This window comes from Kribbella sp. CA-294648, assembly GCF_050943845.1.
In the GTDB taxonomy this organism is placed as follows: domain Bacteria; phylum Actinomycetota; class Actinomycetes; order Propionibacteriales; family Kribbellaceae; genus Kribbella.
Genome location: NZ_CP191981.1, coordinates 2,780,461 through 2,800,946, shown reverse-complemented (window position 1 = coordinate 2,800,946; position 20,486 = coordinate 2,780,461). Strand labels below are relative to the sequence as shown.

25 protein-coding genes and 1 pseudogene are annotated in these 20,486 nt (G+C 66.4%); 16 read left to right on the top strand and 10 right to left on the bottom strand.

Annotated elements, in window-relative coordinates; all coding sequences use genetic code 11:
- Positions 1–21 precede the first annotated feature (21 nt).
- Positions 22–972 (bottom strand): hypothetical protein, encoded by a 951-nt coding sequence (locus ACQPYM_RS13555; protein ID WP_433020172.1) that lies wholly within the window; start codon positions 970–972, stop codon positions 22–24.
- Between the two features lie 160 nt (positions 973–1,132).
- Between ACQPYM_RS13555 and ACQPYM_RS13550 the strand changes: the two genes are divergently transcribed.
- The 3 genes from ACQPYM_RS13550 to ACQPYM_RS13540 all read left to right on the top strand — a co-directional run bounded on the left by ACQPYM_RS13550 (position 1,133) and on the right by ACQPYM_RS13540 (position 3,398).
- Entirely contained in the window at positions 1,133–1,519 is a 387-nt protein-coding gene (locus ACQPYM_RS13550; protein ID WP_433020169.1) for a type IV toxin-antitoxin system AbiEi family antitoxin domain-containing protein, read from the top strand.
- A gap of 39 nt (positions 1,520–1,558) precedes the next feature.
- Positions 1,559–2,706 (top strand): IS3 family transposase gene (locus ACQPYM_RS13545; RefSeq protein ID WP_433003220.1). Its coding sequence is split into 2 segments (ribosomal slippage): positions 1,559–1,829 and positions 1,829–2,706, totalling 1,149 coding nucleotides; the frame shifts between segments, so codons are not numbered across the junction.
- Positions 2,707–2,819: 113 nt separating this feature from the next.
- Positions 2,820–3,398, top strand: coding sequence for a hypothetical protein (locus tag ACQPYM_RS13540; RefSeq protein WP_433020166.1), 579 nt, complete (start codon positions 2,820–2,822; stop codon positions 3,396–3,398).
- A gap of 90 nt (positions 3,399–3,488) precedes the next feature.
- Here the strand turns inward: ACQPYM_RS13540 and ACQPYM_RS13535 are convergent, their stop codons facing one another.
- A complete protein-coding gene (locus tag ACQPYM_RS13535) occupies positions 3,489–4,685 on the bottom strand; it encodes a helix-turn-helix domain-containing protein (protein WP_433020163.1) in 1,197 nt (398 codons plus the stop codon).
- 72 nt (positions 4,686–4,757) lie between these two features.
- On the opposite strand from ACQPYM_RS13535, the gene ACQPYM_RS13530 reads away from it, so the two are divergent.
- The 6 genes from ACQPYM_RS13530 (at position 4,758) to ACQPYM_RS13505 (ending at position 9,187) form a co-directional block, all read left to right on the top strand.
- Entirely contained in the window at positions 4,758–4,955 is a 198-nt protein-coding gene (locus ACQPYM_RS13530) for a hypothetical protein (RefSeq protein ID WP_433020160.1), read from the top strand.
- Positions 4,956–5,026: 71 nt separating this feature from the next.
- Positions 5,027–5,224, top strand: coding sequence for a hypothetical protein (locus ACQPYM_RS13525; RefSeq protein ID WP_433020158.1), 198 nt, complete (start codon positions 5,027–5,029; stop codon positions 5,222–5,224).
- A 362-nt stretch (positions 5,225–5,586) separates the two neighbouring features.
- Positions 5,587–7,398 carry an albusnodin/ikarugamycin family macrolactam cyclase gene (locus ACQPYM_RS13520; protein WP_433020155.1) on the top strand — a complete coding sequence of 604 codons (1,812 nt, stop codon included), beginning with the start codon at positions 5,587–5,589 and terminating at the stop codon, positions 7,396–7,398.
- Positions 7,391–7,696 carry a hypothetical protein gene (locus tag ACQPYM_RS13515; RefSeq protein ID WP_433020152.1) on the top strand — a complete coding sequence of 102 codons (306 nt, stop codon included), beginning with the start codon at positions 7,391–7,393 and terminating at the stop codon, positions 7,694–7,696. The genes ACQPYM_RS13520 and ACQPYM_RS13515 overlap by 8 nt, the downstream gene beginning before the upstream one ends.
- A complete protein-coding gene (locus ACQPYM_RS13510) occupies positions 7,690–8,121 on the top strand; it encodes a lasso peptide biosynthesis B2 protein (RefSeq protein WP_433020149.1) in 432 nt (143 codons plus the stop codon). The genes ACQPYM_RS13515 and ACQPYM_RS13510 overlap by 7 nt, the downstream gene beginning before the upstream one ends.
- Before the next feature lie 22 nt (positions 8,122–8,143).
- Positions 8,144–9,187: a protein-L-isoaspartate O-methyltransferase family protein gene (locus ACQPYM_RS13505; protein WP_433020146.1), complete on the top strand. Its 1,044-nt coding sequence runs from the start codon at positions 8,144–8,146 to the stop codon at positions 9,185–9,187.
- A gap of 398 nt (positions 9,188–9,585) precedes the next feature.
- Here ACQPYM_RS13505 and ACQPYM_RS13500 read toward each other — a convergent pair whose 3' ends face one another.
- From ACQPYM_RS13500 to ACQPYM_RS13485, 4 genes are read right to left on the bottom strand one after another with little or no spacing between them, the layout of a single operon-like run.
- The gene (locus tag ACQPYM_RS13500) at positions 9,586–10,017 is read right to left on the bottom strand and encodes an OsmC family protein (protein WP_433020143.1); all 432 of its coding nucleotides are present in this window, start codon (positions 10,015–10,017) and stop codon (positions 9,586–9,588) included.
- A 22-nt stretch (positions 10,018–10,039) separates the two neighbouring features.
- Positions 10,040–10,459 (bottom strand): globin, encoded by a 420-nt coding sequence (locus ACQPYM_RS13495; protein WP_360281737.1) that lies wholly within the window; start codon positions 10,457–10,459, stop codon positions 10,040–10,042.
- A gap of 13 nt (positions 10,460–10,472) precedes the next feature.
- A complete protein-coding gene (locus ACQPYM_RS13490; RefSeq protein ID WP_433020139.1) occupies positions 10,473–10,892 on the bottom strand; it encodes an acyl-CoA thioesterase in 420 nt (139 codons plus the stop codon).
- The gene (locus ACQPYM_RS13485) at positions 10,889–11,311 is read right to left on the bottom strand and encodes an acyl-CoA thioesterase (protein WP_433020136.1); all 423 of its coding nucleotides are present in this window, start codon (positions 11,309–11,311) and stop codon (positions 10,889–10,891) included. The genes ACQPYM_RS13490 and ACQPYM_RS13485 overlap by 4 nt, the downstream gene beginning before the upstream one ends.
- Before the next feature lie 91 nt (positions 11,312–11,402).
- Between ACQPYM_RS13485 and fabG the strand changes: the two genes are divergently transcribed.
- Entirely contained in the window at positions 11,403–12,158 is a 756-nt protein-coding gene (gene fabG, locus ACQPYM_RS13480) for a 3-oxoacyl-ACP reductase FabG (protein ID WP_433020133.1), read from the top strand.
- A 9-nt stretch (positions 12,159–12,167) separates the two neighbouring features.
- A complete protein-coding gene (locus ACQPYM_RS13475; protein ID WP_360281729.1) occupies positions 12,168–12,620 on the top strand; it encodes a MaoC family dehydratase in 453 nt (150 codons plus the stop codon).
- Here the strand turns inward: ACQPYM_RS13475 and ACQPYM_RS13470 are convergent.
- From ACQPYM_RS13470 to ACQPYM_RS13460, 3 genes are read right to left on the bottom strand one after another with little or no spacing between them, the layout of a single operon-like run.
- Positions 12,617–13,504 (bottom strand): GNAT family N-acetyltransferase, encoded by an 888-nt coding sequence (locus ACQPYM_RS13470; RefSeq protein ID WP_433020129.1) that lies wholly within the window; start codon positions 13,502–13,504, stop codon positions 12,617–12,619. The two genes, ACQPYM_RS13475 and ACQPYM_RS13470, sit on opposite strands and share 4 nt — an antisense overlap.
- 10 nt (positions 13,505–13,514) lie before the next feature.
- Entirely contained in the window at positions 13,515–14,411 is an 897-nt protein-coding gene (locus ACQPYM_RS13465) for a GNAT family N-acetyltransferase (RefSeq protein WP_433020126.1), read from the bottom strand.
- Positions 14,411–15,301, bottom strand: coding sequence for a GNAT family N-acetyltransferase (locus ACQPYM_RS13460; RefSeq protein WP_433020123.1), 891 nt, complete (start codon positions 15,299–15,301; stop codon positions 14,411–14,413). The genes ACQPYM_RS13465 and ACQPYM_RS13460 overlap by 1 nt, the downstream gene beginning before the upstream one ends.
- A gap of 120 nt (positions 15,302–15,421) precedes the next feature.
- Between ACQPYM_RS13460 and ACQPYM_RS13455 the strand changes: the two genes are divergently transcribed.
- From ACQPYM_RS13455 to ACQPYM_RS13440, 4 genes and pseudogenes are all read left to right on the top strand, one after another.
- Positions 15,422–16,321 carry an ABC transporter ATP-binding protein gene (locus tag ACQPYM_RS13455; protein ID WP_433020120.1) on the top strand — a complete coding sequence of 300 codons (900 nt, stop codon included), beginning with the start codon at positions 15,422–15,424 and terminating at the stop codon, positions 16,319–16,321.
- Positions 16,314–17,246: an ABC transporter permease gene (locus tag ACQPYM_RS13450; RefSeq protein WP_433020117.1), complete on the top strand. Its 933-nt coding sequence runs from the start codon at positions 16,314–16,316 to the stop codon at positions 17,244–17,246. The genes ACQPYM_RS13455 and ACQPYM_RS13450 overlap by 8 nt, the downstream gene beginning before the upstream one ends.
- Positions 17,243–18,157: an ABC transporter ATP-binding protein gene (locus tag ACQPYM_RS13445; protein WP_433020114.1), complete on the top strand. Its 915-nt coding sequence runs from the start codon at positions 17,243–17,245 to the stop codon at positions 18,155–18,157. Before ACQPYM_RS13450 ends, ACQPYM_RS13445 begins: the two co-directional genes overlap by 4 nt.
- Positions 18,158–18,160: 3 nt before the next feature.
- Positions 18,161–18,595, top strand: a pseudogene (locus ACQPYM_RS13440) (ABC transporter permease subunit); the annotation flags it as partial.
- A gap of 156 nt (positions 18,596–18,751) precedes the next feature.
- Here the strand turns inward: ACQPYM_RS13440 and ACQPYM_RS13435 are convergent.
- Positions 18,752–19,852 (bottom strand): helix-turn-helix transcriptional regulator, encoded by a 1,101-nt coding sequence (locus tag ACQPYM_RS13435; protein ID WP_433020111.1) that lies wholly within the window; start codon positions 19,850–19,852, stop codon positions 18,752–18,754.
- A gap of 67 nt (positions 19,853–19,919) precedes the next feature.
- Here ACQPYM_RS13435 and ACQPYM_RS13430 point away from each other — a divergent pair, with 67 nt between their 5' ends.
- Positions 19,920–20,483: a TIGR03086 family metal-binding protein gene (locus ACQPYM_RS13430; protein WP_433020108.1), complete on the top strand. Its 564-nt coding sequence runs from the start codon at positions 19,920–19,922 to the stop codon at positions 20,481–20,483.
- Positions 20,484–20,486 lie beyond the last annotated feature (3 nt).

The window sequence follows — 20,486 nt, the reverse complement described above, 5'->3', positions numbered from 1 at the left end:
CGACCCTAACAACGGCGGGACTCAGACCTGCGCCTTCTCCACCGTGACCCACGTCGGGCTCTCCGCAGCTGGGACGCGGTCTTCGTGCGACCAAGCGCGCCCGACCGCCAGCGACACAGAGTTCTCCGGGGTGGGCCGGACAACAGTCAGTCCGTTGCCGCGGGCCTCGAGTTCGGCGGCATAGGCGGGATCGACGCGGTCAAGCGTGATCATGATCAGCCCGGACTCCGAGTCCGGCCAGGTCGACGTGACGTGGGTCGGCAACCCGAGCTCCTCCTGCCGACGCATGAGGCCCAGCACCCATTGCAGCGTCCACTCGGTTTCCTGCTCCGACGGCTGCCATCGTCTGAAACGCAGCAACTCGGGAAACCGCACAAGCGGCAGGATCTCGCTCCGCGCCCGCACCATCTCCTCATGAGCCGGAATGCTGACCACCAAAACCACCCGGTCACCACCGTGCTCGACAGTCTCGGTGAGCCTGGCGTGCGCCTCCGGATTGCGCTCGACCCACTGCCGAACGACTGCCAGATCCGGTGAGGCGGTCGCTTGGGTCTCCCAGCGAGGGTGGGCCGGAGTGAAGGTCCGCAGCAGGATCCGGTCGTCGTCGAGCGCCCGGACCCGCTCGAGCAAAGTCTCCGTGTCATCGTTCCCGAGCGGAACCACAACCAGGACCCGATTCGCAGAGCAATCCCAGCCACCACCGACGCCGGCAAGGTCGGGGTTCTGGAAGAGCTCATCGACCAACTGCTCCAACTCAACCCGCGAATACCGCACCGACTCGAACTCCACCGTCACCCCCTCAGCCACGGCCAGAACAGCTGCCTTGACCCGCTCCACCTCAGCAGACGCCCCGTCGACCGCCCCCACCAACCGAACCACCACCGACCGCGCATCACCGTCCCACGTGAGCCCACCATCAAGCGCCGGCACACGCTCCAACACCCCAGCGATCCCCCGCAACTGCTCCTCCATCTCGCCACACTAAGTCGCCCACCAACCGAACCACCAGGGTCAGCGCACGCACGACGCAGCGTTGATCCCGGACCCACGAGTGACGACCTTTCGAGGTCGCACAGAGCTTCAGAAGTAACGTTCAGTTGGGACTATTGAAGCTCCGAGGAGGTGAGTGTGGATGCGTGCTGTGAATGTTTTGGAGTCGCTGGAACTTCTTGGTTCCAGCCAGTGGGGCCTGGTGACCGCGAAGCAAGCGACCAAAGCAGGCGTGTCCAAGATGCACCTGTCCCGTCTCACCGACCGTGGCACCGTCCAGTGGCTACGCCATGGCGTCTATGCGCTTCCTTCCGCCGACACCGGACCACTGCGAGGCCTACGCGCAGCCTGGCTTGCCACCGGCAGCCGCCCGGCGGGAAACCAGCCGCTGGCCGTTGCGTCCGGCGAATCCGCCGCAACCGTGCACAGACTCGGTGATCTGCTGCCCTCGAAGTACGAGTTCACCACCGCAGTACGCCGACAGACCACGCAACCAGACGGGTCTGCCCCCGGTTCGGTTGACTCCTGATCTGTGAGGACTTCGGTCCTTGCTGGAAGGATGTCTGTCATGCCGAAAGCGTTGCCTGAGGAGTTCCGTCGCGATGTGGTCGCTCTGGCCCGGAAAGGTGAGGCGCCGGTCAGCCAGATCGCGAAGGACTTCGGGATCTCACCGTCGTGCCTGCGGCGCTGGCTGAAGCTGGCCGATATCGAAGACGGGAACCGGTCCGGAGCGTCCCAGAACGAGTCCGACGAACTGCGGGAGGCCAGGAAGCGGGTCCGGCAGCTGGAACAGGAGAACGAGATCCTGCGCCGAGCCGCGGCCTACTTCGCCCGCGACATCAACCCAAAATGATGTACCCGCTGGTCCTCGATCTGGCCGTCGACGGTATCCCCGTCACGGTGACCTGCCGGGTGCTCGGCTTCTCCAAGCAAGCCTTCTATAAGTGGCGCAAGAATCCTGTCACACAAAGAGATTTCGACAACGCCTTTCTGATCAACGCGGCCCGCGACATCCACGCCGACGACCCTGCGTTCGGGTACCGGTTCATCGCCGACGAACTCACCGACCAAGGCCACAAGGTAAGCGAGAACCGGGTCGCGAGGTTATGCAGCCAGGAACGGATCTGGTCGATCCACGCCAAGAAACGCGGACTGAACCGCAAGGCCGGCCCGCCGGTCCACGACGACCACGTGAAGAAGGTATTCACCGCGCCCTCACCGAACCTGGTCTGGCTGACCGACATCACCGAACACGCCACCGCCGAGGGCAAGCTGTATCTGTGCGCGGTCAAGGACGTCTACTCCAACCGGATCGTCGGCTACTCCATCGGCTCGCGCATGAAAGCGTCCCTGGCCGTTACGGCCCTGCGCAACGCGATCGCTCTGCGCACACCTGCAGCCGGGCTCATCGTCCACAGCGACCGCGGCAGCCAGTTTCGGTCCACGAAATACGTCCGGGTCCTCAAAGCCCACTCACTGCGCGGGTCGATGGGCAGAGTCGGAGCCTGCGGCGACAACGCCGCGATGGAATCCTTCTTCGCCCTCCTCCAGAAGAACGTCCTCGACCGGCAACGCTGGACCAGCCGCCAAGAACTCAGACTCGCGATCGTGTCCTGGATCGAAACCAGCTACCACCGCAGGCGCCGGCAACGCCGCCTCAACAAGCTCACACCTATCGAGTTTGAGATGATTCAACCTGCCGCACACGCGGCCTGAACCACCCAACCCCGCGAGTCAACTAAACCCGGGGCAGTCCCGACACCCGGTACCGCAAGCGCGACCTGCCGGATGAAGACATCACCTGGGCCAACGGGCTCCCTGTGACCACCGTGGCCCGCACCATCGGCGACCTGGCCACCAACGGCACCGATTTCGACCACCTCGCCGAAGCAGTCCGCGGTGCGGTCACCACTCCACACGTCAAATCGACCGCCCTCGCCAAAGCACTCGAGCCAGCGGCCAACCGCTTCGGATCTCCAGACGGCACAGCGTTGCTCCTCGCCCTGCTGAAGACAGCCGGATACAACCCACCCAAAGGAGTAGAACCGTTGTCGAACGAACAAGGCCGCATCTTCCGCGAGGCCTGGATTGCCGGCGTCACGAAGCACTACCCCGGAGAGCCAAAGCCCGGCTACGTCGCGCCGTGGGAGGACACCCCGGATTGGGAGCGGGAGAGTGCCGCGGCCGTCTACGACCAGGTGCGGGCGTTTGTCGAGGTCTCAGAGGGAAGTACAAGCAAACTCAGCCGCGAACAGAAGGGACGGTTTGTTGCGCTGTGCTGGATTGCGCAGATTTACCGTCACATCCCGGATCCCAAGCCAAGTTATGTCGCTGACTGGAACGACCTGCCAGCTTGGCAGCGAGAGACCGACGCCGACATCTTCGAGCGGATCGAAGGGTTGAGCTAAGGCCGCACGCTCCCGGGCAGGTGCTCTAGCAGTAGCCCATTGGCCCTGAGCCCCTCGTAGGGACGGCTGGCCGGGGCTCTTTGCGTGAAATCAGAGCGGCGAAAGGAGGCCCATACGGTCGGCGAGGGTCCGCAGTTCGACGCCCCCGGAATCGCGACGAGCCCGGAGCACCAACTCGCTGACGATCTCCCTGGCCCACACGTTGTTGCGCGTCCTCGTCGGACCAAGCTTGTCTGCCTTGCGCAACAAGCTGACAACCTCGGCGTCTTTCCCCCGTAGGGCATGGAGCGCGCGGGCATGGTCGATGAAGAACGCGACTCGTCGCGACTTTGCCGGGATGTCGTTGGGGCGGATCTCTCGTGCGACCTCGGCGGCCTTGACCGGGTCGTCGGCCTCCAAGGCGATGGACATGCGCCACTGGTTCACGTTGGTGCGCGAGAAGTTCATCCAGAACGCGTTCGTGCCGCCAGTGCGCTCGGCTGCGGACATGGCTTCGCGGATCGCCTCTTCGGGGTCATCGCCTCGGATCTGGGCTGTGAAGGCGGTGGTGATCACCGACGTTCCGTAGATCTCGAAATCCGCTTCGGTCTTCGGCGTCAGCAGGCCGGCTGCGTGCTGAGCAAGCACATCGGCACGCTGGTATGCCCCAAGGCCGATCAACGCCTGCGAGCGGGCGAACTCCGACGCTGCGATAAAGAGCGGATCGTCTAGCAGGATGGCGGCTTGGTGTCCGCGATCGGCGGCCACCCACGCGAGGTCGACCGCTCCGAGGCTCTTGAGGAAGAGGGTCGTGGTGTGGGTCGCTTGCACGATGTTGCGGAGGGCTGCTACCCGGTCCTTGCCGCCATTGGCGGCAGACGAGTGCAGGTCTGTGATGAGTCGGGGGAGCGCTCGCCCGACTTCTAGGTCCTTGCAAAGCTGGCGCCACTCGGCAAGCTGCTGCGTCTCGGCATTGAGCTCCAGCATCTCGCGGCTCGGGGGCAGGCTGGGTCCGTCAAGCCCGGTGGACAGCAGCGCGATGCGGATGTCGGGCACCGAACCAAGCACTGCGCCATCCGAAGCCTCCATCAGAAAGTGATCTCCGACAAGATCGGAGAGACTGACGTGGAGGGCATCCGCGATGGACTTGATTGTGGTGCGCTTGTCGAGAGCTGCGTTACCGTTTTCGATCTTGGACAGGTAACCCTTCGAGAGACCCGCAAGACCGGCCAGCTGTTCAAGAGTCAGGTTGCGCCACTTGCGTAGACGGCGGATCTCCTGGCCAATGTTCGGGAGGTCGTTGTCCATGCAGATAACGGTACCTGACCGGGTTGCCTGCTAGGAAACTTTATCTCAAATCGGTGGCGTAGCGTCCCCGCTATGGCACAGACAGCAACCGCATCGGGGCGGATTAGGTCTCGGGCGCTGAGCACACAGGAAGCTCTGACCGAGGACGAGCTGGCGGACTACATCCGTCGCTGCCCACCTGAGCACTGGTGGGCCTTCGGGTCATACCTGCGGGCCGAACGGGACCTCGCTGGGGACCCGATCGGCGAGGGGGTCGATGCCGGTGGGTGACCTCAGGCTGATGTCTCCATGGACCGATGAGTGAACCTGATCGCTGGGAGATCCAACTCAGGCTCGGCGAAATGCTCATCGAGGAGTACGTAGCTCCAAACAGCTTGGCTGAGACCTACATCTACACGCTTCTGCTCAGGGTCCACATGATGCGACGCCTCGGGATTCGGGGTCGGGAAGTGCGCTGGAAGCAGCTCGGAGAGCACAACTGGATATACCCGCCGAAGCCGCCGGATGCTCTCCGTGGCTGGCACGGGCCCCAGAACTGACGGGACCGGCACGCTCCTCACTCGGGCGGAGTGATCCCTGCGCCGTACCGGTTCGGTCACCAATAGCGGGGGTCCTCGACCCCGAGGTCGAGGACTCCCCCCACCGACTGGGGTGCGCCTGCGGGCGAGCCAGGCGCACGCCAGGCGGTATCCAACTGATCGAGGAGAGGAGGTGGATGACATGACGAACGAGGCAGAGCAGTACATGACGCCCGAGCTGATCGAGCTGGGTGAAACGTCGGAGGTAACCCTCGGCAAGTACGCCGAGGACAGTCAGGACCAGGGTCGGTACTTCGAGTAGTTGTCCCGGTGCGGTGGCGGCCCTTCCCTGGGGCCGCCACCCTCCGTTAAGGGAGGGTGGCATGTGGATCGCTGGAAACGTCGTTGATGCTGCGCCGCGGGACGGTGCTGCCGCATGGGACGGGGAGCGTGCTGTCTGGGTGGTCGATGCCCCGACCGACAGATGGCGGGTGGTCGGCGACCAGACCGGCTGTCGTCTGCTGGTCGCTGGGAACTGCTACGCGAGCGACATTGAATTGGTCGCCGGCCTGGACGCCGTGCGCCAAGAGAGTTGGCGTGAGCTGACCGTGTGGCCGGGCTCGTACTGGGCTGTTGCCGACAACGGCGAGACGCACGCTGTGATCACCGACGTGGCTGGAGCCAGGCCGGTGTTCTTCACCCCTCATCAAGGCACGATGGCCTGGGCTACGGAGGCAGGGCCACTGGCCGAACTTACCGGCACACCCCTGGACCTGATGGCAGTCGTGGCACGGATGACGTGTCCGACTGTCCCAGACATCACGGGCAGTGAAACCACCTACGAGCGGGTTCAACGACTCCCAGGCGGTCATGTGTTGGTGATCACCGCAGGGCACCATGCCCGCGTAGCGCAGTACGAGCCTGAGTTGGCTGACGCATCCTTCGGTGAGGCTGCCCAGAATCTGCGCCACGCTCTAGTCACCGCGATCGACGCCCGAGTGCAATCTGTTGATCGGCTGTCGGCGGACTTCTCTGGCGGGCTTGATTCGACCAGTCTGGCGCTGCTGGCCGCGCGAGCGGGAAAGAGCGTGCTAGCGGTCACCCGCGATGATCCAGCGTGCCGCAACGACGACATCACCTACGCGACCAAGGCGGCTGAGCAAGAGAACGTAGAGCACCTGGTCGTCACCAAGGCAGAGCAAAGCCTGTTCTTCGATCGACTTGTCGAAACTCCGCGCAGTGACCAGCCGTTCAGCGACGCCGCCCGGTGGTCGATGCGCCAGGCATTCCATGCGCAGGTACTCGAGCGAGGCACAGATCTCCATCTGACCGGCTCGGGCGGAGATGCCGTCTTGACGGCGCCCTCGACCTATCTGGCCGACTTGGTACGCCCAGGCTCGGTGCCAGTCCTGATGCGTCACGCCTCAGCCCGCGCGAGGCTTCGCCAGTGGTCAACATCCAAGGTTGTCAAGGAAGCAGTACGGCTATCGCGGGTCGATCATCGTGGCGCACTCCTCAGGCTGGCCGAGATGATCGAACATCCGATCCCGGCAAATGACCGAAGGCGGGGCGTCGCGCTGAACTGGTACTCGCCGCTGGCGCTGGTGGCGTGGCTGTCAGACGAAGCCCGCCAGGAACTCGCAACACGGGCCCACCTTGGAGCGGAAAAGGCCGAGCCCAGCGAGAACGGAGTCAGCGTCCGGCGCTCATGGAACGAGCTAAGAGAATTCGGGGCCTACCAGGCGAGCCTGACGGCGCAGCTCGAAGCGTCTGGGCTTCCTGCGCATGCTCCTCTGGTTGACAACGGCGTGGTGCGGGCATGCATGTCAGTGCAACCGCGTCAGTTGCAGTCCACAGCAGTTCAAAAGCCACTGCTCGGGGCCGCCCTCCGAGGCTTGGTTCCTGAGTTCCTGTTGCGGCGTCCGACCAAGGGCTCGTACGACGGAAATGCTTATGCAGGCGTCCGGTGCAACGCGCCCACTCTGCGAACGCTGCTGGACAACTCAGTGCTCGCCAGCAGCGGACTGTTGAACCTCGGGCCAGCGCGCCGAGAGCTTGGCCGAATCGCTGCTGGCGCTCCTGGACGGTTCGCAAGCGTTGAAGCTCTGATCACTACCGAGCTGTGGTTGCAGAAGGACAGTTCGCGGCCCAGTCGCAGCACCTGGCTCCGGGCGCGGGTGACAAGCCGTGGATGAGCTTGAAGTCGCAGACGCCTACCGGCTGCCGCCCTACGTCTTCGCGACGATCACTCCTGACGGCGCAATGCTCCTCGACAGCCGTAGAAGAGGGAAATGGTTCGCAGTCAACCCGGCAGGCGCGCGACTGCTTCGAGCCCTGCTCGACGGCGCAAACCTGCATTTGGCCGCCCAGTCCGTGGCGAATCACTATCGCGCTCAGCACACCAGTGTCTGGATCGACATGGCCCGGCTGACGGCGGACCTGTGCGACCGCGGACTGCTGCTGAAGCCCAGCTCGGGGGTACGGAAATGGTGACCGTCAGGATGACAATGCAGGCGGGCCAGGACCAGGCGCACGCCCCACTAACCTACCGACTTGCAGCGGTTCCCGCCCTGCTGATCGCTTCCGTTCTGGCCAGGTGGCTTCCGCTCCGTGCGACGCTGGCCATCGTACGGACCACGAAGCGAGCCACCGGCCGGCACCCGCTGTCCCGGGATGGCGCACAGGTAGTGCTACGTGCAAGGGACTGGGCGGCGGCCCGCTTCCCCGGCCGATCGGCTTGCATGGAAGCGTCACTGGCTGCCGTGCTGCTCGCTGCCTGCACCGGCCATGGTGTCGACTGGTGCATCGGATGCCGCTTCAACCCTGCTCAATCGCACGCCTGGATCGAAGTCGACTATCAGCCCGTCGGCGAGCCGCAGACCCCAGACCGCCCGTTCCACGTCACCATCCGAATCTGAATTCTGTACCGAAGGGAAAGTCGTGTCCGACCTGATTTCTACCGCTGTCCAGGCTGTGCCCCGACAGCACTACACCAATCACCCCGAGCTGGGATCTGTTCCGCAGTCGACCGCTCAGGCCGCCATCGAGAGGGACCTAGCCAGGGCGGCGATCGAACCGGGCATGCGGGTGATGGAGATCGGTACAGGCACCGGCTACACCGGCGCCTTGCTGGCTGACATGGTTGGAGCGGACGGACACGTCGTCTCGATCGACATCGACCCCAGCCTGACTGATCGAGCAGGCAAGCTGCACGCCGAACGCGGAGTCTCAAACCTCACGCTGATCACCGCGGACGGGCACCAGGGGGCGTCTGAACACGGACCTTATGACGTGATCGTCGGATGGGCGACACCGACGCACATCCCCGCCGCCTGGGTTGCGCAATGTTCGCCCGGCGGCCGGATCGCAACACCTGTCTACATCGCACCAGTGGCGCGGACAGTCGGCCATGTCACCGTCACCGTCAACAACGAGGCCGCGCCGATCGACCCGAAGTTGGGGCCAGCGGTCTACATCGACATGGGAGATGAGATCAATACGACGCTCGGTATCCCGCTGTTCTACGTCGATGCGTGCACCGCGGGGGATTCGCCGGCCTGGGTGTCAGTCGCATGGCGCGACACCACCCCAGAGCACGATCCGTCAGACACCCTCGCCATGCTCAAGCACGCGGACTTCTCGCAAAAGGTCGTCTTCAGCAACCTTGAGCGGGACCAAGCCTCGCGCTGGCGAGATTTCCGCGCCTACTGTGTCGGCCGCGAGGGTGCGCAGCGGTCGAACCTCACTGCCTTCGGCACCGGCGAGCCGGACTGGGTGACCGCCATCGGCTTCAGCAGTGGGAACAACGCCGCCGTCCTCACAGCCGAAGGGCAGTTGCTCGGAAACCGTGAGGACTCACCGGCAGTCGCGAAGCTGAGGGACGTCATCAAGGAGTGGTACGACGCGGATAGGCCGGGCCTGGATGCTGTCCAAGCGGACCTCACTGCCCACATTGACGGGTGGCTTGTGACAGCGCGCATCTAGAGCCTTCTTCAGACGTCCAGGAGGTCTGTTGAGCCTGATCTCCACACACCCCGGCCGCGCGAAAAGGACAGGTTCGAGGGTTGCAACGGCGCCACTCCCGGAAACCAGTACGGGGCCACACGCCAGCGCGCCCCAACGGAACGCGAGGTCGGCAGCACTGAACGCTCCATCCCCAGCGGGTTCGGGTGGGCACAACGCGCCAACCCGCGACGGGAGCACGGGTGGGGCCAAACGCCAGCCCGTACGACGCAACGCGAGTCAGCCAGCACCGGCGGTCCACCACCCAAGAGGTCCGGGTGGGCACAACGCTCCAACCCGCGACATGAGTACGGGTGGGTGCAAAAACACTTCCGGCGCCAACCCCCCACAGGAGGCCAGCGCCGGAAAGTACGAAAACGTCAGGCCGTGAAGGTGACGTCCAGGGTGATCTCGGTGCCGGTGAGGGCCTGGGAGACCGGGCAGTTCTTCTTGGCGTCCTCGGCGAACTGGGCGAACTCGTCGGCGGTGAGCCCAGGAACCTTGCCGTTGACCGAAAGCTTGCTGCCGGTGATGCCCTTGCCCGGTACGAAGGTCACAGCGGCCGTCGTGTCCAGGGACTCGGGCGCGTTGCCGGCCTTGGCCAGGACGTTGGACAGCGCCATGTTGAAGCAGCTCGAGTGGGCGGCGGCGATCAGCTCTTCCGGGCTGGTCCGGCCGCTGGCGGCGTCCTCGGTGCGGGCGGCCCAGGTTACGTCGAAGGAGCCGAGGCCGGACGACTCGAGGTTGACCTGGCCGGCCCCCTCCAGCAGCGAGCCTTCCCAGTGGGCCTTGGCGGTGCGAATTGCAGCCATGCTCTTTGTTTCTCCTCAGCAGTCAGGTGCCGGACACGTCGATCGTGCCGGGGTAGGTCGGTTCGTCGGTGTTCACCATGCTGTGCGCGGCCATCACCATGTACGTCCAGATCTCCTGGTCGCGGTCCGGCTCCAGCCCGAGTTCGTCGAGCGCGGCGCGCATGTGACCGAGCCAGCGGTCCCGGGCGCTCGGGGTGACGGCGAACGGGTGGTGCCGCATCCGCAGCCGGGGATGCCCGCGCTGCTCGGAGTAGGTCCGTGGTCCACCCCAATACTGCTCGAGGAACATCCGGAAGCGCTCCTCGGCCGGGCCGAGGTCTTCCTCCGGGTACATCGGGCGCAGCTCCGGGTCGGCGGCGACTCCGCGGTAGAAGGCTGCCACCAACCGGTGGAACGTCTCGGCCCCGCCCACGGCGTCGTAGAAACTCTTCGGCTCGCTCATCGTCTCCAGTGTCTCAAGCCGCCGCAACGTGCCGGACAAGGGCTTCCCGTTCGGCCGCGAACAGCTTCCGCTTAGCGTGCGTCCGGCCGTCCACCGCGACGATCACGGAGACCGCTTTCGCGTACACGTCCTCGGTCTCGCCGGTGCGATCGACGATCCGCGAGCCCAGCGTGTACGACGTACTGCCGACTGCCTCGACCCAGACGTCCACGTCGTACGGCGGATGCCGGAGCAGGATCGGGCGCAGGTAGTCGACGGTCTGGCTGACCAGGACACACGGGTACTGCGCGAAGTAGTCGGCGCCGGTCCCGACGATCTGGGCCAGGAACGCGATCCGGGCCTCCTGGAGATAGTCGAAGTACCGGACGTTGTTGACGTGGTCGTAGGAGTCGATGTCGGACCAGCGGACCAGGACGGGATGACTGAAGGTCACGAGCCCACCAGTTTCTCCAGCGCCGCCCGCTCGACCGGGGTGATCCGGCGCAGCCGGTTGGCGGCGAAATCGAACGGGACCAGCCGGGTCCGCGCCTCCACGTAGGTCACCCGCGGTGAGGGGTCGAGGATCTCGTAGTCGACCACGAACGAGGCCGCCTTGATCTCGCTGATCCACAGCTCGATCTGGACCGGCTCGGGACGGAAGACCAGCGGCCGCCGGTACTGCACCTCGTGCCGGGCGACCAGCAGCCCGGTCTCCAGGTTGTCCGCGCCGAGGTCCTTGGCGGTCCGGAACAGGAAGTCGACGCGCGCGTCCTGCAGGTAGTCGACGTACCGGCCGTTGTTGACGTGGCCCAGCGCATCCATGTCGCCCCAGCGGAGCGGACACTGGTAAACGTGCCGGTTGTGATCATCCACACGGCGATCATCCCATCCTGACCACACCCGCCGTGACCGAACGTGGGTAATGTCATCCCGGATACGAACCGAGCAGTAGGGAGCAGGCGGTATGAGCGAGCAGCGAGTGGCGGTCGTGACCGGGTCGGCCCGGGGAATCGGCGCCGCCGTGGCGCAGCGGCTCGCCGCCGACGGCAACGCGGTCGCGGTCCTGGACCTGGACGAGGCGGCCTGCGCCGGGACCGTCGAGGCGATCACCGCGGCCGGCGGCAAGGCCGTCGCGATCGGGTGCGACGTGAGCAAGTCCGACCAGGTGGCGGCCGCGATCGAGCGGGTGGTGGCCGAGCTCGGCCCGCCGACGATCCTGGTGAACAACGCCGGCGTACTGCGCGACAACCTGCTCTTCAAGATGTCCGAGGACGACTGGGACACCGTGATGTCGGTGCACCTGCGCGGCAGCTTCCTGATGTCGAAGGCCTGCCAGGCGCACATGGTCGAGGCCGGCTACGGCCGGATGGTCTTCCTCTCCTCCACCTCCGCGCTGGGCAACCGCGGCCAGGCGAACTACGCGTCCGCGAAGGCCGGCCTGCAGGGCCTGGCCAAGACGCTCGCGATCGAGCTGGGCAAGTTCGGCATCACCGCGAACGCGATCGCCCCGGGCTTCATCGAGACCGACATGACGGCGGCCACCGCGGCCCGGGTCGGGGTCGACTTCGAGGAGTTCAAGAAGGCGACCGCCGCCACCATCCCGGTCAACCGGACCGGCAAGCCCGAGGACATCGCCGCCGCCGCGTCGTTCTTCTGCGGCGAGGAGGCCGGCTTCGTCTCCGGCCAGGTCCTGTACGTCGCCGGCGGACCCCGCAACTAGGAGCTCGGAATGCATACCTTCACCGGTGTCGACGAGGTCGTGCACGCGGTCGGCACCCAGCTGGGTGAGACCGAGTGGCTGGAGATCACCCAGGAGCAGGTGAACCAGTTCGCCGCGGCGACCGGGGACCACCAGTGGATCCACGTCGACGTGGACCGCGCGGCGAAGGGCCCGTACGGCGGAACGATCGCCCATGGCTACCTGACCCTGAGCCTGATCGCGCGCTTCGGCGAGGAACTCTTCTCGGTCGAGGGCGTCACGGCGAAGCTGAACTACGGCGTCAACAAGGTCCGCTTCCCCAGCCCGGTCCCGGTCGGCAGCCGGGTCCGCGCGGGCGCCTCGATCGCCGGCGCCCAGGAAACCGCCGCCGGGGTTCAGGTCTCACTGCAGTGGGTCATCGAGCTCGAGGGCTCCACCAAGCCGGCCTGCGTCGCCGAAACCGTAGTACTGCTCGTCCGTTAGAGCGGGCAGATCAGGACTGAGTGGGTTGCGACGCGGCGGTAGCCGAGCCAGTTGTTGACGGCAAGCATTGGTTCGTTGCCGTCGTAGTTGGCGGTGAAGGCGCCGATGACGCCTGCCTCGGCGGCCCGGTGGAGGGCCGCGCACTTCACCAGTTTGGCGAGGCCGCGCCCCCGGTGTTCGGGCATGGTCGCGGTCATCTGGGACCAGATCTTCTGATCGCCACCGTGGCCGAGCGTGAAGCCGACGACCTGGTCGCCTTGTTGGGCTGCCATGCTCAGGTCCAGCCTCATGCCAGGCGCCTGCCAAACGCTGGCATACCAGTCGTCGTACGGTCGGCTCTCGATCTTCGCGTCCCCAGGTTTGGTGCGCTGGGCAACTTCATCGGCCGCGTGCACGAGGCGCGGGTCCACCTCGATCAACGGCCTCAGCTCCACCCCAGCCGGTACTGCGGGCAGCGGCGGAGCCTCGCGTGGATCGATCCCCGCGTAGTGCACCTGCCTGGTCTGCCGGTAGCCCCACCGCGACGCCCACTCCAGCGAAGCCGGCTCGGCGAAGACCCTGACACTCACCGCGCCGGCCTGTTTCAGATGCTGGTGAGTCCACTCCACCAACTCCGTCCCGGCTCCCCGCTCGCGGTACTCCGGATGCACCATCACCCGCAGTTGGGCACTGACCGGATTGGAACCCGCGATCAGCATCGACGACCCCCAGCCGACCAGCCGGTCGTCCTCGACGGCGGCGAGCATCGCCCGGGCGTGTGAACCAGGGCCGCGCTCGATGGCGGCCCGCAGCATGTCCGCGGTACCGACGGCCCAGGGCTCGATGACGTCGTAGAGCGCGATCGCCGCTTCGGCGTCATCGGGTACGGCAGGCCTGATCTCCATCGCGAACCCCTTACGAAATCCGTAACTTCCGGCTGACCACAATGTGCTTGGCCACCTGGCGATATCCCAGCCACTCGTTCACCGCGAGCATCGGCCGGTTCCCATCGGCATTCGCCGTGAAGGCAGCCGTCAGGCCGTTGTCCGCGGCGGTTCGCAGTACCGACCACTTCACCGCTCGCGCCAGGCCCCGGCCACGGTGCGACCGGAGAGTGCCGGTCATATCGGTCCACAAGCCGCCCGCACCCACCATGCTGATCGTCAGGCACGCGACCTGGTCACCGTCGACGGCCGCGGCGCAGAACTCCCACGCCAGGTTCGGCGAGTTCCAGACGACCTGGCGGAACCACTCGTACGTCGCGTCCGCCGGTGTCGCCGGGATGTCCAGCCCTGCTTCCCGATAGACGCTGAACGCGGCGTCGGGGTCCACGTCCGCCAGGGGCACGATCGTGACGCCGTCCGGTAGCGCCGGTTCAGGCGGCAGGGTGCGCAGGTCGGCGCCGGCGTAGCGCATCTCGGCATCAGCCTGATAACCGTTGCGCAAGGCAAATGCCAGGCCACCCTCGGTCGGCAGTGCCTCGACCTGGGTCGCGCCGTGGTCCGCCAGGTGGGTGTCGAGCGCTTCCAGCAGTTGCGATCCGAGGCCCGCGCGGCGATGGTCGGGGTGCACGAAGAGGTTGAGGTAGAACGTGCCCGGGATGCCCCGCCAGGTCGCGGGAACGACCGTGGCCCAACCGACCAGGCGGCCGTCCGACTCGGCGGCGTACGCGGCTCGCCGAGGGTCGCCGGCGTTGCGGACGAGGTCGTGGCGGTACTGGTCCTCGGTCTTCGCCAGGTACGGGAACAGCTCCAGGTTCAGCGCGGTCACGGCGGGTACGTCGTCGAGCGTCGCCGGCCGGACCGATGCCATCAGAGGGCTCGCAGCAGGCTTGTCTGGGTTTCGATGCGTTGGTAGCCGAACCAGCTGTTGATGGCTAGCATCGGGCCGTTGGCGTCGTCGTTCGAGGTGAACGCGCTGACGATGCCGGCCTCCGCGCAGCGGCGCAGCGCCACCGACTTCACCAGCTTTGCCAGCCCGCGCCCCCGGTACTGCGGAATGGTGCCCGTCATGGCCGACCAGGCCCGGTCACCGGCGACCTCCATCGCGCTGAAGCTGACCACCTCGTCACCGGCCAGCGCCGCGACGCAGAGCGACTTGTCCAAGGCCGGCGAGTTCCAGAACTCCTCGAACCAGTCGTCGTAGTCCAAGGAGTCCAACGGTGAGTCGCCCGGCTCGTCGAGGGAGGCAGTCTGGTCGGCGACGAAGACCTGCTGCGGGTCGAGGTTGTCCATCGTCTCGAGCACGATGCCTTCGGGCGTCGGCGGTTCCTCGGGCAACACCCGCAGGTCGACGCCGGAGTAGTGCAGCTCGCGGGACCGCTCGTAGCCGAGCTGCTCACCGAAGACCAGTCCGTCAGGTGTCGCGAAGGTCCGCACCCGAAGGGCCCCGATGTCCTTCAAGTGGTTGTCCAACCGCTCGTGCAGCGCGGTCGCAATGCCCTGGCGCCGATAGCGCGGATGAACATGGAGCGACAGTTGTGCCTGGCCCGGCTCGCTCGTCCAGGTGTTCAGGCCGGCGCTCCCCCACGCGACCGGCACGCCATCCACCTCGGCGAGCAGGGCGAGCCTCTGCTCAGCCGGTGTGTGCACCGTGATCGCGTGCCGCATCGCGGCCGGCGACACCACGGAGTACGAGAAGGTGTCCCGCCGTAACTGTGACAGCGCCTCGGCGTCGGTCACCTCGACCGCCCTGATCAACATGCCGGGACACTAGTCAGGCAGAGGGCCAACCGCCACGCAATTTGCAGTTGGAACGGGATCGCAACAGCTGTGCGGCGACTGTGATTCTGTCCGGGGCGAGGTGGGCATTAGGGTTGGCCGGTGCCCGTGATCGCGACCGCATCGTTGAGCAAGCGATACCCGCGTGTGACGGCCCTGGACGAGCTGACTGTCGAAGTGGGGTCCGGCGTGACCGGACTGGTCGGAGCCAACGGTGCCGGCAAGTCGACCCTGCTGAAGATTCTGCTCGGACTGATCGCCCCGACCGCCGGAAGCGCCATCGTGCTGGGACACGACGTGGTCACCGGCGGCGAGGCGGTCCGTGCTCTCGTCGGCTACATGCCCGAGCACGACTGCCTGCCCCCTGACGTGTCCGCGACCGAGTTCGTCGTCCACCTCGTGCAGATGTCCGGCCTGCCCGCCACGGCCGCCCGGGAGCGAGCAGCCGACGTACTACGGCACGTCGGGCTCGACGAGGCACGCTACCGGCCGATGGGCGGCTACTCGACCGGCATGAAGCAACGGGTGAAGCTCGCCCAGGCACTGGTGCACGACCCCAAACTTGTCCTGCTGGACGAACCGACCAACGGCCTCGACCCGGCCGGGCGCGACGAGATGCTGACGCTCGTTCGCCGGATCGGCACCGAGTTCGGCATTCCCGTGCTCATCACCTCGCATCTGCTCGGCGAGCTGGAACACGTCTGCGACCACATCGTCGTACTGGACGGTGGCCGGCTGCTGCGGTCGGAGTCGAAGGCGGCGTTGACCGGCGAGACCGGAGTACTGGCGGTCGAAGTACGGGATCTGAGTGGGCGGGATCGGCTGGGTGCCGCATTGGAGCGGGCTGGTGCGCGGGCGCGCGCCGACGGACCGCTGGTCCTGGTCGAGATCGCCGGTGAGGAGACCTACGACCTGGTCCGCGACGCGGTCGCCGAGCTGGGGCTCGGCCTGGTCCGGGTCGAACCGCACCGGCACCGCCTGGAAGAGGTCTTCAGTGTTTGACCAGCAACCCATCCAGCAGTCCAGTCAGCAGCCCGACCAGCAGCCCGGCCGGCAGCGGGCCGGCGTGATCCACGACATCGGCTACCGGCACTACGACGGTCCTCGGCTGGGCCGGTTCGCGATCTGGCAGGCGCTGGTGGTGTCGAGTCTGCGGCACGCGTACGGGCTCGGCCGGTCCGGCAAGTCGAAGGTGATGCCGATCCTGCTGCTCGCCGTGATGGTGGTCCCGGTGGCGATCATCGTCGGTATCGAGACCGCGCTGAAGTTCGACAAACCGCCGCTGACCCAGGTCGAGTACATCTTCTTCCTGCAGGCGGTCATCGCGCTCTACCTGGCCTCGCAGGCGCCGCAACTGTTCTCACGGGACCTCCGCTACCGCTCGATCGTGCTGTACCTGGCCCGGCCGCCGCGCCGCACCGACTACGCGCTGGCGAAGCTGACATCGCTCGTGCTCGCCCTGATGATCCTGATGGGCCTGCCGATGGTGATCCTGTACGCCGGTGCGCTGCTGGCCAAGTTCGACTTCACCGACATGACCAAGCAGTTCCTCAGCGGAATGGTCGCGGCGCTGCTACTCGCGATTCTGCTGGCCGCGATCGGCGGACTCATCGCGGCGACGACGCCCCGCCGCGGGTTCGCGGTGGCGGCCATCATCGCCGTACTGATCGTCTCGTTCACGGCCGTCGTCACCACCACCGCGATCCTCGGCACCGAGCCTGGGGAGGTGACCACGGCTGCCCGCTACGCCAACCTGGGCTCGCCTTTCACGCTGGTCGAGGTGCTGCAGAGTTTCCTCCTGCGCGGCGGCGGGACCTTCGAGCCGACCACCTCCCAGGGCCTCGTCTTCGCGGCGGTCTACCTCGCGCTGGTGGCGGTCTGCGTCTGGGGCGTCAACGCCCGCTACGCGAAGGTGGCCCGCGGATGAGCGTGATCCAGATTCAGAAGGTCTCCCGCTGGTACGGCAACGTGGTCGCGGTCAACGACGTCACGATGACGATCGGCCCCGGCGTCACCGGCCTGCTCGGGCCGAACGGCGCGGGCAAGTCCACGCTGATCACGATGATGGCCGGCTTCCTGCCGCCGTCGACGGGTGCGGTCACGCTGGACGGCGTACCGGTCTGGCGGAACGAGGCTTCCTACCGGCAGATCGGGCTGGTGCCCGAGACCGAGGCCGTCTACGACACGTTGACCGGCTCGGCCTTCGTTCTGGCGAACGCGGAACTGCAGGGGTTGCCGAATCCTGGTGCTGCGACCGCCGAAGCGATTGCCACGGTGGCGATGGAGGAGGCCGCGGGACGGCGCATCTCGACGTACTCGAAGGGTATGAAGCAGCGGATCAAGATGGCGGCCGCGCTCGTGCACGAGCCGTCGGTGCTCTTGCTGGACGAGCCGTTCAACGGCATGGACCCACGGCAGCGGCTGCACCTGATGGACCTGCTCCGCAAGATGGGCGCCGACGGCCGGACCGTGCTGTTCAGTTCGCACATCCTGGAGGAGGTGCAGCAGGTCGCAACCCACATCGAGGTGGTCGTCTCCGGGCGGCACGCGGCCTCGGGTGACTACCGCGCTATCCGCACGCTGATGACGGATCGACCGGTGCTCTATCGGCTGCGCTCCAGCGACGACCGCCGGCTGGCTTCCGCGCTGATCGGCGACCCCTGTACGTCGGGCGCCGACCTGGAGGGCGGTTCGCTGCAGGTGCAGGTGGTCGACTTCGAACGGTTCAGCCGTCTGGTGCCGACGATGGCCCGTGACCTCGGCATCCGGCTGCTCGAGGTCGCGCCGACCGACGAATCCCTCGAAAGCGTCTTCTCCTACCTGGTCGGGAGGCGCTGACCGATGAACGTCACGATCGCGCGATTGACGATGGCGACCCTGTTCGGTCACCGCCGTGGTCTGCTGCTCTTCATCCTGCCCGGGGTGCTGCTGGCGCTCTGCGTCCTGCTGGCGCTGACGGTCGACGACAGCGCCGAGTTCAGTACTGCGCTGCTGCAGATGTTCGGGCTCGCGGTGATCGTGCCGCTGGTCTCGCTGGTGGCCGCGACCGGCGCGCTGGCCTCCGAGATCGACGACGGCTCGATCGTCTACCTGCTCAGCAAGCCGATCAAGCGCTCGACCATCATCCTGACCAAGGCCGGGGTCGCGATCGCGGTCATCTTCGTCCTGGCGGCGGTGCCGATGACGGTGGCCGGCCTGATCCTCGACCACTCCGATCCGCGCACGGCCGTTGCCTTCGGCATCGGTTCGCTGGTGGCCGGGATCGCCTACACCGGGATCTTCCTGGCGCTCTCGGTCATCTCGGGCAACGCGGTCACCATCGGCCTGATCTACGCCCTGCTGTGGGAGGGCGTGATGGGTCAGTACGTCGACGGCGCCAAGGCGCTCAGCATCCAGCAGTGGTCGCTGGCCGTCATCCAGAAGCTCACCGACTCACCCCACGTCGAGTCGGCCGTGAAGCTTCCGATCGCCTCTCTCCTGCTGATCACAGTCGTGGCCGTCGGCCTCGGCCTGGCGATCGCGCGTCTGCGCTCGCTGGTCCTCTCCACTGCCGAGTGACCCGTAGACCTGCACAACCTCGGAAGCCAGCCGCAGCAGGTCCTCCCGAAGCTCCAGCGGCTCCAGTACTTCGACGTGCTTGCCAAACCCGAGCAGTACTCCGCAGGCTGCCTCCCGCACGCGGAACCTCATCGCCACGTGCGGCCACGGGTCCTCCCCACCCGGTACGTCGCGTGCCTGCTCCCCCTTGGCCAGCATCGGCGTAGCAACCCGCCGTACCAGCTCGGCGCGGTCCGGTCGCACCCTGACGACCACGTCGATCCCAGCCGGCAGGGTCTGCTCCAACTGGGCCCGCAGCCGCTGCCACTCCCCTTGCAGATCAAGACCTTCCGGCCGGGTGGAAGGTTCGTCCAGTACGTCGACCTGCTCGACCCGCGACACCCGGTACATCCGGGGCACCCCGCGATGAGCTGCCACCAAGTACCAGCGTCCTGCCTGCTCGACGAGTCCCCAGGGGTCGACGGTACGGCGTACTGGTCGCCCTTCGGTTGCGGACGCATAGCGGAGCGCCACTCGGCGGCGGGTGACGACGGCTTGTCGTAGTACGGGCAGGGCGCCGGTGTCCTCGGCTTCTGCGAACCATCTGCGCCGGTCGACGACGATGGCGTCCTTCAGCGCTTCTGCGTCGTCCTGCAACTGCAGCGGCAGAGTGGAGGACAGCTTGCCCATTGCTGATTGCAGGGCATCGTGCAGGCCGAGCTCCTCCGACAGGGAGGCTCTGCCGCTCCAGGCGAACAGTGCTTGGGCCTCACGCGGTGTCAGACCGCTGACGTCTGCCCTGTAGCCGGGCAGGAGCACGCAGCCGCCGTTGCGCCCGCGCTCTGTGTAGACCGGCACCCCAGCGGCCGACAACGCCTCCATGTCGCGCATCACCGTGCGCCTCGAGACCTCCAGCCGCTCGGCCAGGTCACGCGCGCTCAACCGGGGATGCCTTTGCAGCAACAGGATGATCTGCAAGAGGCGGTCAGCTCTCATATAAGACACAAGATGTCACACATAGAGCGGGAGGGTGGAGTCTGTTGCCAATCACTGGAGGAAAATCGTGACCGACCCACGTCCGATGCTCGTGCGTGCCCTGGACCAGACCCAGGCGATGATCGACACCGTCACCACCACCGACCTGGACCTGCCGACCCCGTGCTCGGAGTACGACGTACGGACTCTGCTCGGCCACCTGATGACGGTGGTCAGCCGGATCAACCTCGCACTGACCGGCGAGAACCCGCTCTCCATCCCCACCGTGACGCCCGGCGTGACGGACTTCCCGGCCAGCTGGAAGGAGCGCCGCGTTCTGGTCGACGAGACGCTGTCCGACCCGGCCGTCCTCACGATGACCTGCACAGTCCCCTGGGGCACGATCCCGGGTGCCGCGGCCATCGCGTCGTATACGAGCGAGCTGACTACCCACTCCTGGGACCTCGCCACGACCACGGGACGCACCGATCTGCTAGACGACGAACTGGCCGTCTACTGCCTGCCGCTGGCGCAGCAGTTCCTCCCTGCCGAACCACGAGGCGGGCAGATCCCGTTCGGCCCCGTGGTCGAGGTCGCGGCAGACGCACCGGCGTACGACCGGCTTGTTGCGTGGGTGGGCCGCCAGCCGTGAGGG

What these genes read in the sequence shown, in the direction of transcription:
- ACQPYM_RS13500 (WP_433020143.1), bottom strand. Translation starts at nt 10,017, where the DNA reads ATGGCTGCAATTCGCACCGCCAAGGCCCACTGGGAAGGCTCGCTGCTG.
- ACQPYM_RS13535 (WP_433020163.1), bottom strand. Translation starts at nt 4,685, where the DNA reads ATGGACAACGACCTCCCGAACATTGGCCAGGAGATCCGCCGTCTACGC.
- ACQPYM_RS13520 (WP_433020155.1), top strand. Translation starts at nt 5,587, where the DNA reads ATGTGGATCGCTGGAAACGTCGTTGATGCTGCGCCGCGGGACGGTGCT.
- ACQPYM_RS13435 (WP_433020111.1), bottom strand. Translation starts at nt 19,852, where the DNA reads ATGAGAGCTGACCGCCTCTTGCAGATCATCCTGTTGCTGCAAAGGCAT.
- fabG (WP_433020133.1), top strand. Translation starts at nt 11,403, where the DNA reads ATGAGCGAGCAGCGAGTGGCGGTCGTGACCGGGTCGGCCCGGGGAATC.
- ACQPYM_RS13445 (WP_433020114.1), top strand. Translation starts at nt 17,243, where the DNA reads ATGAGCGTGATCCAGATTCAGAAGGTCTCCCGCTGGTACGGCAACGTG.
- ACQPYM_RS13550 (WP_433020169.1), top strand. Translation starts at nt 1,133, where the DNA reads ATGCGTGCTGTGAATGTTTTGGAGTCGCTGGAACTTCTTGGTTCCAGC.
- ACQPYM_RS13525 (WP_433020158.1), top strand. Translation starts at nt 5,027, where the DNA reads ATGCTCATCGAGGAGTACGTAGCTCCAAACAGCTTGGCTGAGACCTAC.
- ACQPYM_RS13555 (WP_433020172.1), bottom strand. Translation starts at nt 972, where the DNA reads ATGGAGGAGCAGTTGCGGGGGATCGCTGGGGTGTTGGAGCGTGTGCCG.
- ACQPYM_RS13495 (WP_360281737.1), bottom strand. Translation starts at nt 10,459, where the DNA reads ATGAGCGAGCCGAAGAGTTTCTACGACGCCGTGGGCGGGGCCGAGACG.
- ACQPYM_RS13510 (WP_433020149.1), top strand. Translation starts at nt 7,690, where the DNA reads ATGGTGACCGTCAGGATGACAATGCAGGCGGGCCAGGACCAGGCGCAC.
- ACQPYM_RS13475 (WP_360281729.1), top strand. Translation starts at nt 12,168, where the DNA reads ATGCATACCTTCACCGGTGTCGACGAGGTCGTGCACGCGGTCGGCACC.
- ACQPYM_RS13530 (WP_433020160.1), top strand. Translation starts at nt 4,758, where the DNA reads ATGGCACAGACAGCAACCGCATCGGGGCGGATTAGGTCTCGGGCGCTG.
- ACQPYM_RS13470 (WP_433020129.1), bottom strand. Translation starts at nt 13,504, where the DNA reads ATGGAGATCAGGCCTGCCGTACCCGATGACGCCGAAGCGGCGATCGCG.
- ACQPYM_RS13465 (WP_433020126.1), bottom strand. Translation starts at nt 14,411, where the DNA reads ATGGCATCGGTCCGGCCGGCGACGCTCGACGACGTACCCGCCGTGACC.
- ACQPYM_RS13460 (WP_433020123.1), bottom strand. Translation starts at nt 15,301, where the DNA reads ATGTTGATCAGGGCGGTCGAGGTGACCGACGCCGAGGCGCTGTCACAG.